Raw genomic sequence first — 13,626 nt, 5'->3', positions numbered from 1 at the left:
GACGAGGATCCCCTCGGCATCACGGGGTCCTGCGTCCGGGGCGGGCTGCGGAGCGGTCGGGGTAAGAGGCAAAGGCGGGAACCTCCTGGGGTAATGGCTGTCGTACGAACATCGGGTGCATGGATCGGGCGCGGGCAGCCTGGGCTCGCGGGTTGACGCGGTCAGAGGTATCGGCCGGTGGTATGCGGTGGAGGCGCCGTGCGGCGGTGCGGTAGACGGCGTTGTCTTGGCGCTCGCCGACCGCGAGCAGGTAGATCTCCCGTCGGTGCTGGGACGAGGACGGCGCGTCACGGAACTGGATGACCAGTCGCCAGCGTGTCTCGGGATCCACGTAGACCTTGTGGCATCCGGCGAGCTCGCGCTGCATGGCTGCCCCGCGTTCGTTGCCGTGGACGAGGTGCTGCAGTTCCAGCAGGGCCAGATCCCGAATTTGATCCGGCACCCTGCGCAGGTCAGCCAGGGCGTCGGGATGAGCGGCAAAGGCGAATCGGGCCGTCTTCATCGCGAACGCCGGCGGGGCGCGGCTGGTGTCCTTCCGACTCGCTCACCGGTCCACGTGGCATCCGTGGGTGCCGAGACCGCTGCGTCGGCGCATGTCGTCCTGATGCGCGCTGCGTCAGCACGTTGCCCCTGGACCGACGTTGGTGCCGGCGGCAGCGGTAGGTCGACAGCGGCAATCCAGAGGTCCGCAGCCTCGATACTGCTGAATGCTCCTTCCCGCACGGTGTAGGTCCCGAAGTCCTGGGTGACCTCTTCCATGAACACCCTGTACGGGTGGGCAGCGGAGAGAGGGTGGCGATCGTGGACGAGGGTCGAAGTCCGGGCCCCGGCGTTGGAGTTGCTCTGGTGATCGGTGTAGTGGTCCAGAACCAGGTACCGCTGCCCGACATTGGTCCGTAGGAGTCCTTCGAGCCGGGAGGTCAGGGCGTCTGCCGGCTGGGGCCCGCGGTCGGTGGGTGTGCGGACGGCATCCGGCGGACAGCCCTTCGCGATCAGCCAGTTCTGTGCCAAAGGCAGAAGGGGGTGGTGCGCGTGATTGAAGTCGAAGACTCGCCGTTCGAGGTCCCTGGTGACGTGCACGGCGACGTAGGCCGGGGCGCCCGGGTTGCCGTAGATCGCGGTGGCGTCGTAGAGGACCAAGTAGGTGTCCCTGCCATTGGCGCTGTGGTGCGCGGCAACGACGGCAAGGTCCTCTTCCGCTGACGCGACGAGCTCGTAGGAGTCCTCGGTCAAGGCACTGACCGGTTCGAAGCCGGTGATTCGGAAGTCCGGCGGGCCTGCAGATTTGTCAGTGGATCCCATCTCAGACCACCGCTTCGGGTGCAGAGAGGAGCCGGTGCGCGGGCCGCGTGGGGCTGGTGGTGCAGGCGCCGAAAGGGCCTTCAGGGGAACGGAGTTGCTGCCAGGCGGGATCAAGATGGTCCCGGTGCCATGTGGAGGGCCCAGCGGGGCCGGCCTCGGCATCGGTGAGCTGCTGCCATGCCAGCCACAGGCCATGCAGGCGGGCGACGGCCTCGGGGTGTTCGGACCACTGTCCGCACCAGGGACGACTGGTGGTGATCTCCCGGCCGTATACCGGCAGCAGAAGGTGGTGGACCCAGTCCGTCAGGGCAGCCAGCTCGTCCGTGTACGCAGTGCCGTCCAATGCCAAGATGAAGAAGGAGGACGAAGCGTCCGAAGGGGAGTGGGGTGCGTCCCCTGAGCCGGACAGCATCGGCCGCAGGTTCGAGGCCAGGTTGGAGTCCTCGATCAGTTCTGCCGGTTCTTCCAGGCGCGAGATCTTCTCGTCGTGCTTCCGGCTGTCCGTGACCAGGCGCGTCACCGTGGCGACGAGGTCGTCCAGGTCGTGGTCCGAGACGCGTACCGGCCCGGCGTGGGCATGTTCGGGCATGGCGAGCCCCTTGGCGGAGTCGGATGGATGGCATGTCGAGGGTCCGGGGAAGCGGCGACTTGGCTCAGCCGGAGATCCGGAGTAGAGCCCCGCCACATCACTTCGCCCGACGATGCGGGCAGCCCTGCACTGGAGGAGCGAGCCCCGCAAGCGCGGCGGCGGCCTGCTGCGGCACCACTCCGTTCCCCAGGGCGCTGAGCTGAGCCGGTCGGCTGAGTGCAGGCGTTGAGGTGACCCATCCCGCTTCCAGTCCTTGCATCCACTCGACGAACAGGGGACTCAAACGACCCGCAGGATCGGTCGGTGCGGGAGCAGGACGGGTCAGTGCTTCCCATCGGACCACGGCCGCGGCATAGGGCCCCCACCGCTCGATGTCGAGTCCGGAAGGGTGAAGAGCAGCGGCGGAGAATGAAGGAGGCGCGGACTCCTTTTGGAGCAGGGCAGGCCGGATGAAGCCTTGGTCGTCTTGGCGCGCGTCGGCATCGGCAACAGCCACTCCACCTCGTCCGCGAGATTCGGACCGTGGCCGCCCTGCTTGCGCTTCGCGGGATGCTGGCTTCCACCGTTCGTCGCCAGGTTGCTGGTCGGTGTCTTGAACAGCGCGGCGGTGGGAGGAAGGCCAAGCAGCGAGGAAGACCCGCTCGCGGCGGTGTGGCGCTCCGATGTCAGAGGCGCGTACGACGCACCAGCGTGCATCGAACCGGAGGTCGGCCAGGGAGCCGAGTGCGGCTCCGAATGCCCGCACAGCAGGCTGATCTGCAGCGTCTCCCAGGCACCACGGGCAGAGTTCCATCGCGCCAGGGGAAGTGGCGGGCGAGGTGAGCAGTCCACGGACATTTTCGATCACCACCAGACAGGGGTTGAGGGCCTCGACGGCACGGATGACGTGGTGCCAGAGACCGGACCGGGTGCCTTCGGCCAGTCCGGCTCGGCGGCCAGCTACCGAGACGTCTTTGACAGGGGAAGCCGGCCGTCAGGACGCAGACCTCGGGCACGGTGGCCCAGTCCACGGCTGAGATGTCGCCGAGGTTCGGAACGGTTGGCCAGTGCCGAGCGAGGATTCGAGTGGCGCCGGGATCGATGTCGGCGTGCCAGGCGACGGTCCCGCCCAGTGCTGCTTGAACGCCCAGGTCAAGTCCGCCGTAGCCCGAGCAGAGGCTCCCGATGAGTGGCCCGCTGCCGGGCCTCACGTGGTCATCGGCCATGACGGGGAGCGGGCGTGTACGCGAGCCGTGCGGGTGGCGTCGATCGGGGTGCCGGGGAGGTGAAAGCGGTCGCGTCCGTCATGCGGGCAGAGCGGCTGAGCGCGGCCACGGAGCGTGGCGGGGCGCCGCCGAGCCGGGCGGCAACGCCGTACAGTCCCTGAGCAGCGTCGCCGAGCTCCACGCGCGCGGTCTCCAGGCGATCCTGCACCACCAGGAACGCCGCCTCCCGACCCTCCTCGAGCTCCGGAGCGCCGGGCAGGACGTGGGCGAAGCGTCGGAGGAAGCCGAGTTGCTCGGCCGATGCGGTCAGGGCCTCCATGGCCCGTCCGGCGGGTACGAGCGCCGAGGTATAGGCCAAGATCACCGGTCCCGGGTCGGGCTCCGCCGTATCGGTGGCAACGCGGAACAGGACTTCATCGGATACGTCCGCGATCAACGCAGACAGACGCTGAAGCTGGTCAGCCGCGACGAAGAGATCGGGCATCTCCTTGCGGCTCGAGGGAACTTCGACGATGTCCCGCACCTCCTCGAAGGCACGGCCCGTGGTGTGGAGCGCGAACGTCTCGTCGGGCGGGTGGACTGCTCGTACGGTCATGAGGGACTCCGTCGTGGGGCAGGGCGGAAGGAGACGGGATGTGGAGTGGAGGCCGGGGCTGGGGGCGAGCCCGGACGACGGGCGCTGCTGCGGATACGCGCGGCATCAGCTCGCGCTTCACGTGCCGGTGCCGCCCTGGCAGGCGCAGGCGGGGAGGCCGGCACGTCACCGGTGGCTGTGCGCAAGCGGTCGTGGACGGCGCTCAGAGGCCCAAGTGCATGCAGGGCGTGGCCGATCAGCCTCCCCGGAGCGAGGCTTTCGTTGTCGGCCAGGGCGCGTACCCGACGAGCGGTGTCGGCGGCGGTGCGGACGAGGGCTGCGCGCACCACGCGCTCGCCGTAGTGCTCCGCGGCCCCGCCGAGCGATGAGCTATCGCAGATCCGCAGCACTCGATCCGTATCCAGCGTCCGGTCGGCGAGCGCGCCGCGACGCTGGATCTCCCACAGCACGGTCAACTGGTCGACGGGCTCGCCCCGATGGTGCAGAGCTCCCAACGCTCGGTAGACCTGCTGATGGCCGGCGTCGGCGAAGTCCCCGGGATGCAGCCAGCCCACCACCTGGCCCAGCTGCTCGGGGCGGGCACTGAGGCTGCCGAGCAGGTACTCCTCTTCAGCCAGCAGTTGTTCGTCCGGTTCGGCCGGCACAAATGGGGGTGGCAGCGGATGCGGGACCGGCTGTACGTCGGTGCCCCACCGGCCGCCGAGGTCGCTGAGGGCCGTCGCGAGCGCCTCGGCCTGGCGGACCGACTCCTCCGATGTTCCTCGCGGAGCATCGGCGCGAGCGGCCTGATGGAGCTGGGTCGCATGCTGCGCGACAGAGCGGCGGATCGCTCCCTCCAGCACCATCCGCCCGTACACCACGGCATGATCGGGACGGGGACAGGAGGAGACGACCTGATGGGCGTACGACGCCGTGACGCCCCGGGTCTGGGTGCCAGCCTCGACGACGGTGTCGGCCAGCCACGACAGGGGGATGGGTTCTTGCGTCCCGAGCGAGGCGGCGGGGTGACCGTCGTCCCTCAGCTTGAGGGCCGCGGCGTACAGGGCCTGGTGGATCGGACGGTAGAAGTGGGCCGGCTGAAGCCAGGGCGCGAGTCGGCCGAGCTGGTGTGGCTCCAGGAGCACCGCACCCAGGGTGGCTTGCTCCGCGTAAAGCAGCGGTGTCATACCTATGCCGCCTTGCCGAACTCGTTCTGGTCGACGACCTTGCCGACGGCCCGCTCGGTGATGGCCGCGGTGGACTTCGCCGATGCGGCGGCAAGCCGGTCGGCGTCCGGCTCCCGGTACCAAGGCTTCAGGCTGAGAAGAGTCGGCCGGATGCCGGTCGCGAGGAGGAGCGCGGACCCCTTGGGCAGAGCGCGGATCGCATCGGCAGGCAGCACCCGCTCCTGCCGCATCGACACCGAAGTCGACCTGCCGGACTCGCTGGTGGACACCGAGACGGTGCGCACGTCGTGGTCGCCCACCAGGCGCGAGAGCTTGTCGGCGAAGTCGGCGTCGTCGATGCCCGATCCGATGAGTTTGATCGTCGAAGCGCTCCAGAGCGCGTCCATCCCGGCGTCGCCCCAGACGCGCTGTCCCTGCCGGTAGCTCTGCAGGATCGTGATCGGGATGACCCCGCGGGATCCCAGGTGGGAGTACAGGTCGGGCAGGTCTTTGATCTTGCACACGTTTGCGGCCTCGTCGAGGATCGCAAGCAGGGGAGGATCGAGCCGGCCACCGTCGCGTTCGGCCTGGATCACCGCGGCGCGCATCACCGCGTCGGCAGCGGCCGCGATGATCGCGGAGGCGGAACCGCCTCCGTCCTTCGACAGCAGGAACAGGGTGTCCCCGCTGGTGGCGAACGCCTCCGGTCGGAACTCCCGCACCTCGGCCGTGTTCGAGGGAGGGGTGACCCAGGAAGCGATACCCGGGTCGAGCAGGCAGCTCGCGTACTGCCTCGCCGTCTCGAAGATGCCGTCGCGCGTCTCGACGGCGCCTGCAACCGTGCCGTGGAGCTGGGCTGCCACGGCTTCCAGCCCCGCGTCGTGCAGCAGGTCGACGGGGGTGCGGTCAGCCGGAGAGGCGAGCCAGCCGAGTACGTCGGTGATCGGGCGGCCGTCGTTGGCAGCAGCGAGGAAAAGCGCGGTGAGGGTGTTGGCCGCGGCCGTGGACCAGAAGTCACCGGCGCTCGACTCGTCGACGCAGGCGGTCACGAAGTGTCCCGCCAGACGGCGGGCGCCGGCCAGGTCACGGGCGTCGGCCAGGATGTCCCACCACATGGTCCGATCCGCGTGGGCGATCTGCTGAGGGTCGAGTGTCCAGACCCTTCCGACGCCCGCGCGGGCGTCGAAGGTGGCGGTGAAGGCGTCGTTGGCGGCCTTGTTCGAGGTCAGCATCACGGGCCCGGGCGCGCGGAGGATCGCCGGTATCGCGAGGCCCGAGGTCTTTCCGGAACGCGGCGCCATGATGGCGAGCAGGACGTCCTCCCACGAGGAGCGGATCTCCCTGCGACCGGGCTGCAGCGTACCGAGCAGCACCCCGCGATCGTTCGGGGCCACGTCCTTGGGCTTGCTGCCCGTGAGGCTGGGACGCAGGCTGATGGACTTCGCCGCACCCTCCTTCGGCAGGAGGGACGCGAGCTCACGCTGTCCGGCCAACCCCTTCGGATTGCCACGGAGGCGGAGCCAGATACCTCCGCCCACCAGCGCGGCCGCCAGGACGGTCAGCGCGGGCAAGACGTAGCAGGCGATGACAAGAGCCACCCGGGGGAGACCCGGCCAGGCCTCAGACGAGTGGAGCAAGGCCGCCATCGGTTCGTACGCGGTCCAGGGCCCGGAGGATCCGATCAGCGAGTCGGCAAGGTTGCCGAACAGCCAGGCAAGGGATCCGGCACCGATTCCGAGCCCGACAGCTGCGAGGAGCACGTAGAGGAGGAAGTCGGTGCCGGTGGTGGACGTGGGCGTACGGGTGCGAGGTGAGGGCAAGTCACAGTCCGGTCAGGGGGAACGAGGGCGGGAGAGGTAGTCGCGAGCGTGGAGGGGTCTGCGGTTCACGGGAGGGCTCCTGGGTGCCTGCAGGGGCTGTCGGTCGAGTACCTGACCTGCGGTCCAAGGGCAACGCGGGGGCAGCTTCGACGTGCTACTCAGAAGAACGGGTTCTCGGTGGGCCGGTCGTCCGAGGTGGCCGCTTCGACGAGCTCGGGAAGGTCTTCCGGGTCGGCGTCCCGCTGATCGATCCACCAGCCGGCGCGGGTGAGCGGCCGCAGGGACCCCTCGAACTCCTCCCACGCGGTGTCGCTCATCCGACCCTCCACGACCAGTGCCGTGTAGGCCGCCGTCACCAGCTGGTGACGGCACCGCGATCCCCAGACGAGAGCGCGTTCGGTGCCTTCGAACGGTGGCATCCGGTACCGCTCGGCCCACTCGTCCGCGCGCGCCTGTTCGGCGGAGCGCTTCCGCTCCAGCCATTCCGATCGCGACGCGGCGTCCTCGCCGCGGCCGGACTGCCAGCAGTCCGTGCAGTTGCGCCCCGCCAGCCACCGGGCGTAGCCGGCACGGCGATCGGCTGGACGGTCGGAGAGATCGGCCTGCGTGGTGTGTCCGCAGTCGTGATCGATCGACCACAGAGTCTTGACGGCCATAAAAGTGCATTCCTTTCGGGGCTGGGGACTCAACGGGCACGCCTGGCGCTGACCGGAGGCGAGCCAGGTCGTGGGGCAGCGTCCGGTGGGGTGGATGGCGGACCCGGGCGACGGACCGAGGAGGCTGTGGCTGCCCGCGTTTGTGACGCACGGCTCGCAGGGCTGGCTGAGTCGGCCAACTCGGCGGAGAGCGAACGTAGATCGTGAGCAAGGTCGACGCCGCTGGAGGTGCCCATCTGGTCGCACCTGGCGGCTGCCCGGTCGATGAGCGCTCCGGGATCGACGGCCGCGCCGCCGTGCCGGTCGCGGATCTGCTCCAGGACCTCGCTAACGCCGACGACGCCCTGCCTGGCGGCAGCTGGCTGGTGGCCGGACTGTACGCCAGCAAGCCGCGGGTCAGCCACGACGGTCAGGTGAGCCTCCTGGAACCGCCGACTGGCGCCGGCTGCCGCGCGTACCGCGGCCGCGTGCGGTGTGCCTGCCGGCAGGAGGTAGAGGTCCCTGCTCGCGCTGTGGCTGAACCCGTGTCCGCGCAGGACCTCGTCCAGGTACGGACGTGCGTCGGCGACGGCAGCCGCAACACCGAGGCCCGGGTGCCAACCGAACGCGACATCGGGCTCAAGGGGGAAGGCCACTGGCTGAAGCTCCTTCGGCGTACCGATCTCGGTGCGGGGGTTGGTGTCAGCGGAGCCGTTACAGGTCCGCGAGGCCGCGGAGCGCAAGGGTCGCTCCGGACACCGGACTTGGCCGAGCCGTGGATCAGGTGTATGCGATTTCGACACGAGGTTCGGGGCCCTTGCTCAGGCGGGGCGAAGGCGGCCCTTCCGCGAGGACTCGGATCTGTATTGCCCGTGCCTGCCACTCGACCGACCGGGGGCATGGGCCACCGTAGGCATGGGACAATCCGCACATGAGTTCCATGTCGCCCCGGACGGCGCCGCCCCAGCCCTGTTCAGAGCCGAGCTGTTCGCAGCCGGCCGCGTTCCGGACGCGCTCGCGCGCTGCCTGGTGCGATGCCCACATCACCGCGATTCTTCACAGGGGCGGCCTCGAACCTCTGGAACCCTTCGTCAAACCGACGGCATGGCGCTTGACCCGGTGCCTGGTGTGTAGCTGCGAAGCGCATTACAGACTCGAGTACACCGTCGAGAAGAACGCGAGCGGGGAAGCCACGTGCCGGGCGTGCTACTGGAAAGGGTGGGCACAGGACTCCCGTGACCTCAATGGCGCATACGCGAACTTGGCTCCCATCTCATTTGCGGAAGCGCGAGAGCACGCCGACAAGCATGGCTACGACTACATCGGACCGTTGACCGATCCGTCGCTCGAGGACGACCCTCACCACGTTCGCTGCCGCTTCTGCGAGCGCTTGAGCGCAGATCGGATGGGAGACATCGCGTTCGGGTGCCGGTGTCAGACCAATCCCCGTCGCGACCGGCAGACTTCCCGCGTGTCGCAGCCGAAGGCGAAGCAGCGCGACCTGCTCAAGGACAGTGACCTTCCCGTCCTCGACTGGTGGGATCACGGGACCAACGACGCCGCCGCGTGGGAGACCGTTGGGCTCAGAGCCCTTCGAGAGGTCTCGTGGCGCTGCCCCGATTGCGGGCTGCAGTTCCCGAAGAGAGTGATCGACATGGTCACGACCCCGGAGTGCCCCGATTGCGAACCGAAGCGCCGCGCCGCACAGAACGCGGAGTACGAGCGCTACACGGTGACGCCGGTTGCCGACGTACCCGAGTTGCTCGCGGCGTGGGCCGATGACGAGGACCCGCGCACCGTGACCGTCGCGGGCTCTGGGCCGCTGCGCCGATTCCGCTGCCCGCAAGGACACCACCCGCGAATCTCGCCGCACACGTACCTGAAGTCGGGGTGCCCGTCCTGCCGCAGCCAGGACACGCGGATCGAGCGGACACTGCTTGCCGAGGTCGACCCTGCTGCCTTCGGACTCGGAGCGGAGATCGCCTCGCAGTGGCATCCGGTCAAGAACGGGGCCGTCGAACTGGCGACGGTGTCACCTGGGTCGCGCAAGGCCCGGTGGTGGCAGGACCCGGGCTGTGGCCACGAGTGGCAGGAAACACCAGCGCAGCGCGACAAGGGGCAGCGGCTCCGATGCCCGGTCTGCCGCACGATCCTTGACTCGCTCGCCTACCACTTCCCTGAACTGGCCGCGGAGTGGTCATCTGCGAATCCAGTCTCCGCGTGGCAGGTGCGTCCGACGGGTCTGACGCCGTTCGTGCCCACCTGGGTGTGTGCGGCAAGCCCCGAGCACGTGTGGCAGGTCTCCTTGGCGTCCCGGACGGGCGGCAGCGGCTGCCCGGAGTGCAGGGAACACGGCAAGTCGCAGGTTGAGCTGGACCACCATGCCGCTGCTGAGCGGGCCTTTGGCAATGCTGCATCCGGTCAGTCGCTTCGCCACGATCTATTCGCCCGTCGCGCAGCCTGGCTCGTCGACATCTCGGTCGAACTGCCGCACGGCCAGAAGCTCGTCATCGAATATGACGGTTCTTACTGGCACGCGGACAAGGGCGACCTCGACCTTGAAAAGTCTCGGGACCTGCTCGCCGCCGGGCACCTCGTGGTCCGCCTGCGCGAGCACCCCCTCCCGGCATTGCCGATCTCCGAGCCGGGCTACACGGAGTTCTTCGTCCACGCGACGGCGCCTGACCCGGATGCCACGATTGCGCGCGTCAAGCAGTGGGCGCTCGGGCAGGTGACGTCGGGTTCAGAGTGAAGCTGCCTCGGCCTCGCCACGGCGTGCGTCAAGGCTCGACGTGTTGGTCGCATCGGTCTACTGATCACGGCTGCCGAGGCACCCACGGGCTTACGCGGTCATGCGGAGGTCGGTGTCGAACAGTTTCCGTTCCCGCGGGTGGAGCAGGTGCTGGGTGATGAAGCTCCGGCCGGCGACCTTCCACAGGCCGCGGCCCTTGGTCAGGGCGGAGACCGCCTGGGTCTCCACGCCGGTCAGCCCGAGCACGGCTGCCGCGGTGGCCAGCTGGTCGGCCTCCTGGCGGTAGATGATCCGGGTCGAGCAGTCGGTCAACAGGCCCTCGGCCAGCGCTCGTCCGCGCGAACCCGCGTCCCCGGCCGTCAACAGGTCGGACAGGCGGTGGATGACCATCATGTTCGCGATGCCCAGGCCCCGGGACAGCTTCCACTGGGACTGCATGCGCTCCAGCAGGGCGACGTGCCGCATCACGCGCCAGGCCTCGTCGTAGATCACCCAGCGGCGCCCGCCCGTCGGGTCGGAGAGGGCGGATTCCATCCAGGCGCTCGCGCAGGTCATGGCGAGGACGAGGCCGGTGTCGTCGCCCGCCCCGCCGAGCCGGGACAGATCGATGGACAGCATCGGCGCGCCGGGATCGAAGCGGACGGTCGACGGCGCGTCGAACATACCGGCCAAGTCGCCGTGGATGAGACGACGGAGCGCGTGAGCGAGGTCTTCAGCAACGTGGCCGAGGCGTCCCGACCGGTCGCCGGTGGCGGCCTCGAGCTGCTCGGGGGAGCCGAGAACGTAGGCGACGTCGCCGAGCAGAGGGGTGGTGCCGGTCGACGTGCGGTACGCCACCACGTGGTCGAGCGCGATGTCGAGGGCGGTGTGCTCCATGGGGTGCAGTTCGCGTCGGAGAACGGTCTTCGCCAGCGAACCGAGCAGCAGGAGGCGTCGCTTGCGGACCTCGGTGGTCCAGTCGGCCTCGCTGACGGCGTGAGGCCTGGCTGGTGCGTCCAGGGGATTCAGCCGGCCGGGGAGACCGGGGCCCAGGGCGATGGTCTGGCCGCCCAGCTCTTGGGCGACGACCGTCCACTCACCCTTCGGGTCGCAGGGGACGTAGATGCGGTAACCGAAGGCCACAGCGCGCACGGCGAGGGACTTGGCGAGGGCGGACTTGCCCATGCCGATGATTCCGGCGAGCAGGATATTGGGGTTCGTGAAGCCCTCCAGGCGCCCGTAGAGGGCGAACGGGTCGTACGTGAACGCCGCCTCCGCGTGGACGTCCTGTCCGACGTAGATCCCCTGGGCTCCGAGACCGCCTTCGGCGAGGAAGGGGTACGCGCCGCTCGCGGTCGCAGTTGTCATGCGGTGGGCGGGGAGCTTGAGCCGCCCACCGCGGCCGGAGTCCGGTCCAGGTCGGCCGGCGGCCGGGTAGGTGGGGCGCAGTTCGGGGGCGGCGCCCGTCTTCGTACGGATGGTCTCCGGCTGGGAGGCGTGCCTCGCCTGTACGCGGGCGGCGGCGAACTCGTCACGGGCCACGCGGGCGGAGCGACGGTCGGTCTTGTGCGGGACGAAGAGGGGGCTGGCGGTCGCCCGGGTGCGGGAGGACATGGTGGTGCTCCTGAATCAGAGACGGGTGGACGGGCCGCGCAGCTCGGCGGGGGTGTGGTCGCGCCGTACGAGGACGGCGGTCTCCAGGTGGCGTCGGCAGATGGTCAGCTCGGGCGCTCCCTGCGGGAGGCGGCTGCGGCACTCCTCGCGCGAGGGGACGAGGCCCGTGCTGGGGCGGGGAGCTGCGTGAAAGGCGCCGTGGAGATGCTCCGCCGCCTGCCATATCCGGATCCGGGCCGCCCGTAGCTGGTCGGCCTCTGCCCTGGCCAGCGGTTGAGTACGCGTCGCATGCGCGTCGAACAGGGCGTACAGGGAGAGGAGATGGCGGTGCAGGCCGTCCAGTTCGGTGCGGCTCGCTGCGACGGGTCCTGCCGGGACGGTGATCGCCCGGTGGAAGTCGAGGGCCTCGGTGGCGTACGCCAGCTCCGCCTGGGACTCGGTCGGCATGAGGAACCCCTTCGGTCGGCTACGGGCGGGCGAGCGGCAGGGCGGCGTTCGTGAAGGCCTCGGCCTGCTGCCAGGTCAGCGGCCGGAGGTCGACGAGGGCGGCGACGGCCGCGGTCTCGATGGCCGCGCAGGCGGAGTTGAGCTGCTCGGCGGTGTCGGCGGAGACGGTGATCAACCCGGTCAGGGCGACGTCGGCGTGGCCGGCTATGAGCTGGCGTTCGCGGTCCTTGATGTCTGCGTACTCCACCGAGTCTTCTTCGGAGTCGACCTGGCCCTTGCGCTGGCGCTCGGCGGCGTCCGCGATCACGGTGGCCTTCTTGCGCTGTACGTCCTTGAGTGCGGCGTCCAGCCCCTTGGGCTCGTAGGTCAGGGACAGGGTGCGCCGTACCCCAGAGGTGAAGAGAAGCTGGTGCAGGAAGCCGGGAGAGGTTTCGATCCGGGGCCAGTTCTCGATCCAGAAGGTGGCGTGGTGGGCCGAGTCGGTCTCGATCCGGTCTGCCTTCTCGACCAGGACGACGGGGCCGGCGGCAGCCGGGTCGGCCTGCGGTCGTCCGGTGGCCGACCACTGGTCGAGGGCTGCCAGCGCCTTGGGGTCGTAAGCCGTACGGATCACGGCGGCGATCTCGGTCGCGAGCAGCCACCCGGACGGGGTGAGGCCGGAGGTGCGGGCGGCCTGGTCGAAGGTGGAGGTGAGCTGGGTGAGGACGGCGAAGCTGCCGGTGAGCCCGCCACCGGCCTGGTTGATCAGACGGCGGCCCGCCTTGAGGTCCAGGGCGAGCGCCACGTAGCTCTCGTGCGGGGCTGCGGCCGGGCCGGCCGCGGTCAGCAGGTCGGCGTAGACCGGCCCGGCAAGGTGCGCTTGGGGATTGCCGTACGCGCCCCAGTACCGGTTCAGGGAGTCGCCGCTGTCCGGCACGGTGCGCTCCAGCACCTGGACCCGGGCGATGTGGCCCGTGCGAGCGAGCGCGGCGAGAGTGCGGCCCCAGCCGGCGACGTTGTGGTTCTGGGTGGAGGGATCGAGCAGGGCGAAGGCCCGGGAGGAGACCTTGACCACGGCGGTGAGGGTTCCGTTGTGGGGGTCGTGTACGGCGCTCAGACGGCCGTCCGGCGAGGTGACGACGCGCAGGGACGCGGCGGTGCCGGGGAGGTGGAGCAGTCCGTCGCGCCGCGGTCGGCTGGAGGGCCGGGTGAGCCAGACCAGCTGGCGCTTGGTGCGTCGCCATGTGTACCGCAGGGCGATCGGCGCCCAGTCGGCGAGCGACCGGCCGCGATGGCGTACGAAGACGGCCGAGAGGATGAGCGTCCACAGGGGGATCAGCTTGAGCGCGCTGGCTACACCGGAGGCCATCAGCACCGCGAGCAGGAGCAGGCCGGTGATGGTGGCGGCGACGAGCTGTGGCGCGGACAGTCCGAGCAGGACGCCACGGCGCGAGCGGTGGGGGAACTTCACCGTGGCAGGGCCATCGGGCTGTGGAGAGTCGAAGGGCATGGCGAGGCCGTCCTTGGAACGTCGAGAGAAGGCACGAGGTGAGGGACGGGGGCG

The 13,626-nt window shown here is 69.7% G+C and carries 12 protein-coding genes and 1 pseudogene; 1 reads left to right on the top strand and 12 read right to left on the bottom strand.

All coding sequences use genetic code 11. The annotated features are described in order from the left end of the window. Positions 1-19: 19 nt before the first annotated feature. The 9 genes and pseudogenes from ABZZ17_RS25660 to ABZZ17_RS25620 all read right to left on the bottom strand — a co-directional run bounded on the left by ABZZ17_RS25660 (position 20) and on the right by ABZZ17_RS25620 (position 7,312). On the bottom strand, positions 20-502 hold the full coding sequence (locus ABZZ17_RS25660) for a hypothetical protein (protein WP_356878907.1): 483 nt from the start codon (positions 500-502) through the stop codon (positions 20-22). Beyond that, positions 499-1,302, bottom strand: a complete 804-nt coding sequence (locus ABZZ17_RS25655) for a hypothetical protein (protein ID WP_356878905.1) — start codon at positions 1,300-1,302, stop codon at positions 499-501. The genes ABZZ17_RS25660 and ABZZ17_RS25655 overlap by 4 nt, the downstream gene beginning before the upstream one ends. Position 1,303: 1 nt before the next feature. Next, positions 1,304-1,891, bottom strand: coding sequence for a DUF4913 domain-containing protein (locus tag ABZZ17_RS25650; protein WP_356878903.1), 588 nt, complete (start codon positions 1,889-1,891; stop codon positions 1,304-1,306). 97 nt (positions 1,892-1,988) lie between these two features. After that, positions 1,989-2,813, bottom strand: coding sequence for a DNA cytosine methyltransferase (locus ABZZ17_RS25645; protein WP_356878995.1), 825 nt, complete (start codon positions 2,811-2,813; stop codon positions 1,989-1,991). A gap of 100 nt (positions 2,814-2,913) precedes the next feature. Beyond that, positions 2,914-3,096 (bottom strand): annotated as a pseudogene (locus ABZZ17_RS25640) (DNA methyltransferase); the annotation flags it as partial. Continuing rightward, positions 3,086-3,691, bottom strand: coding sequence for a hypothetical protein (locus ABZZ17_RS25635; protein ID WP_356878901.1), 606 nt, complete (start codon positions 3,689-3,691; stop codon positions 3,086-3,088). The gene ABZZ17_RS25635 and the pseudogene ABZZ17_RS25640, both read right to left, overlap by 11 nt. Continuing rightward, positions 3,688-4,857 (bottom strand): DnaB-like helicase N-terminal domain-containing protein, encoded by a 1,170-nt coding sequence (locus ABZZ17_RS25630; protein WP_356878899.1) that lies wholly within the window; start codon positions 4,855-4,857, stop codon positions 3,688-3,690. The genes ABZZ17_RS25635 and ABZZ17_RS25630 overlap by 4 nt, the downstream gene beginning before the upstream one ends. Before the next feature lie 2 nt (positions 4,858-4,859). After that, the gene (locus ABZZ17_RS25625; protein ID WP_356878897.1) at positions 4,860-6,596 is read right to left on the bottom strand and encodes a TraM recognition domain-containing protein; all 1,737 of its coding nucleotides are present in this window, start codon (positions 6,594-6,596) and stop codon (positions 4,860-4,862) included. Positions 6,597-6,814: 218 nt separating this feature from the next. Next, positions 6,815-7,312: a hypothetical protein gene (locus tag ABZZ17_RS25620; RefSeq protein WP_356878895.1), complete on the bottom strand. Its 498-nt coding sequence runs from the start codon at positions 7,310-7,312 to the stop codon at positions 6,815-6,817. A gap of 1,450 nt (positions 7,313-8,762) precedes the next feature. Here ABZZ17_RS25620 and ABZZ17_RS25615 point away from each other — a divergent pair. Further along, positions 8,763-10,043: a zinc-ribbon domain-containing protein gene (locus ABZZ17_RS25615; RefSeq protein ID WP_356878893.1), complete on the top strand. Its 1,281-nt coding sequence runs from the start codon at positions 8,763-8,765 to the stop codon at positions 10,041-10,043. Between the two features lie 90 nt (positions 10,044-10,133). On the opposite strand, the gene ABZZ17_RS25610 is transcribed toward ABZZ17_RS25615, so the two are convergent. Genes ABZZ17_RS25610 through ABZZ17_RS25600 form a run of 3 tightly spaced genes read right to left on the bottom strand, consistent with a single transcriptional unit; the run spans position 10,134 to position 13,572 of the window. Beyond that, positions 10,134-11,636: an ATP-binding protein gene (locus ABZZ17_RS25610; RefSeq protein ID WP_356878891.1), complete on the bottom strand. Its 1,503-nt coding sequence runs from the start codon at positions 11,634-11,636 to the stop codon at positions 10,134-10,136. Positions 11,637-11,651: 15 nt separating this feature from the next. Further along, positions 11,652-12,083: a DUF6238 family protein gene (locus ABZZ17_RS25605; protein ID WP_356878889.1), complete on the bottom strand. Its 432-nt coding sequence runs from the start codon at positions 12,081-12,083 to the stop codon at positions 11,652-11,654. 19 nt (positions 12,084-12,102) lie between these two features. Beyond that, positions 12,103-13,572, bottom strand: coding sequence for an SCO6880 family protein (locus ABZZ17_RS25600; RefSeq protein ID WP_356878887.1), 1,470 nt, complete (start codon positions 13,570-13,572; stop codon positions 12,103-12,105). Positions 13,573-13,626: the final 54 nt, after the last annotated feature.

Origin of the sequence: Streptomyces sp. NPDC006512 (assembly GCF_040611935.1) — a bacterium.
Classification (GTDB): Bacteria; Actinomycetota; Actinomycetes; order Streptomycetales; family Streptomycetaceae; genus Streptomyces.
This window is presented reverse-complemented; position numbering and strand designations above follow the sequence as displayed.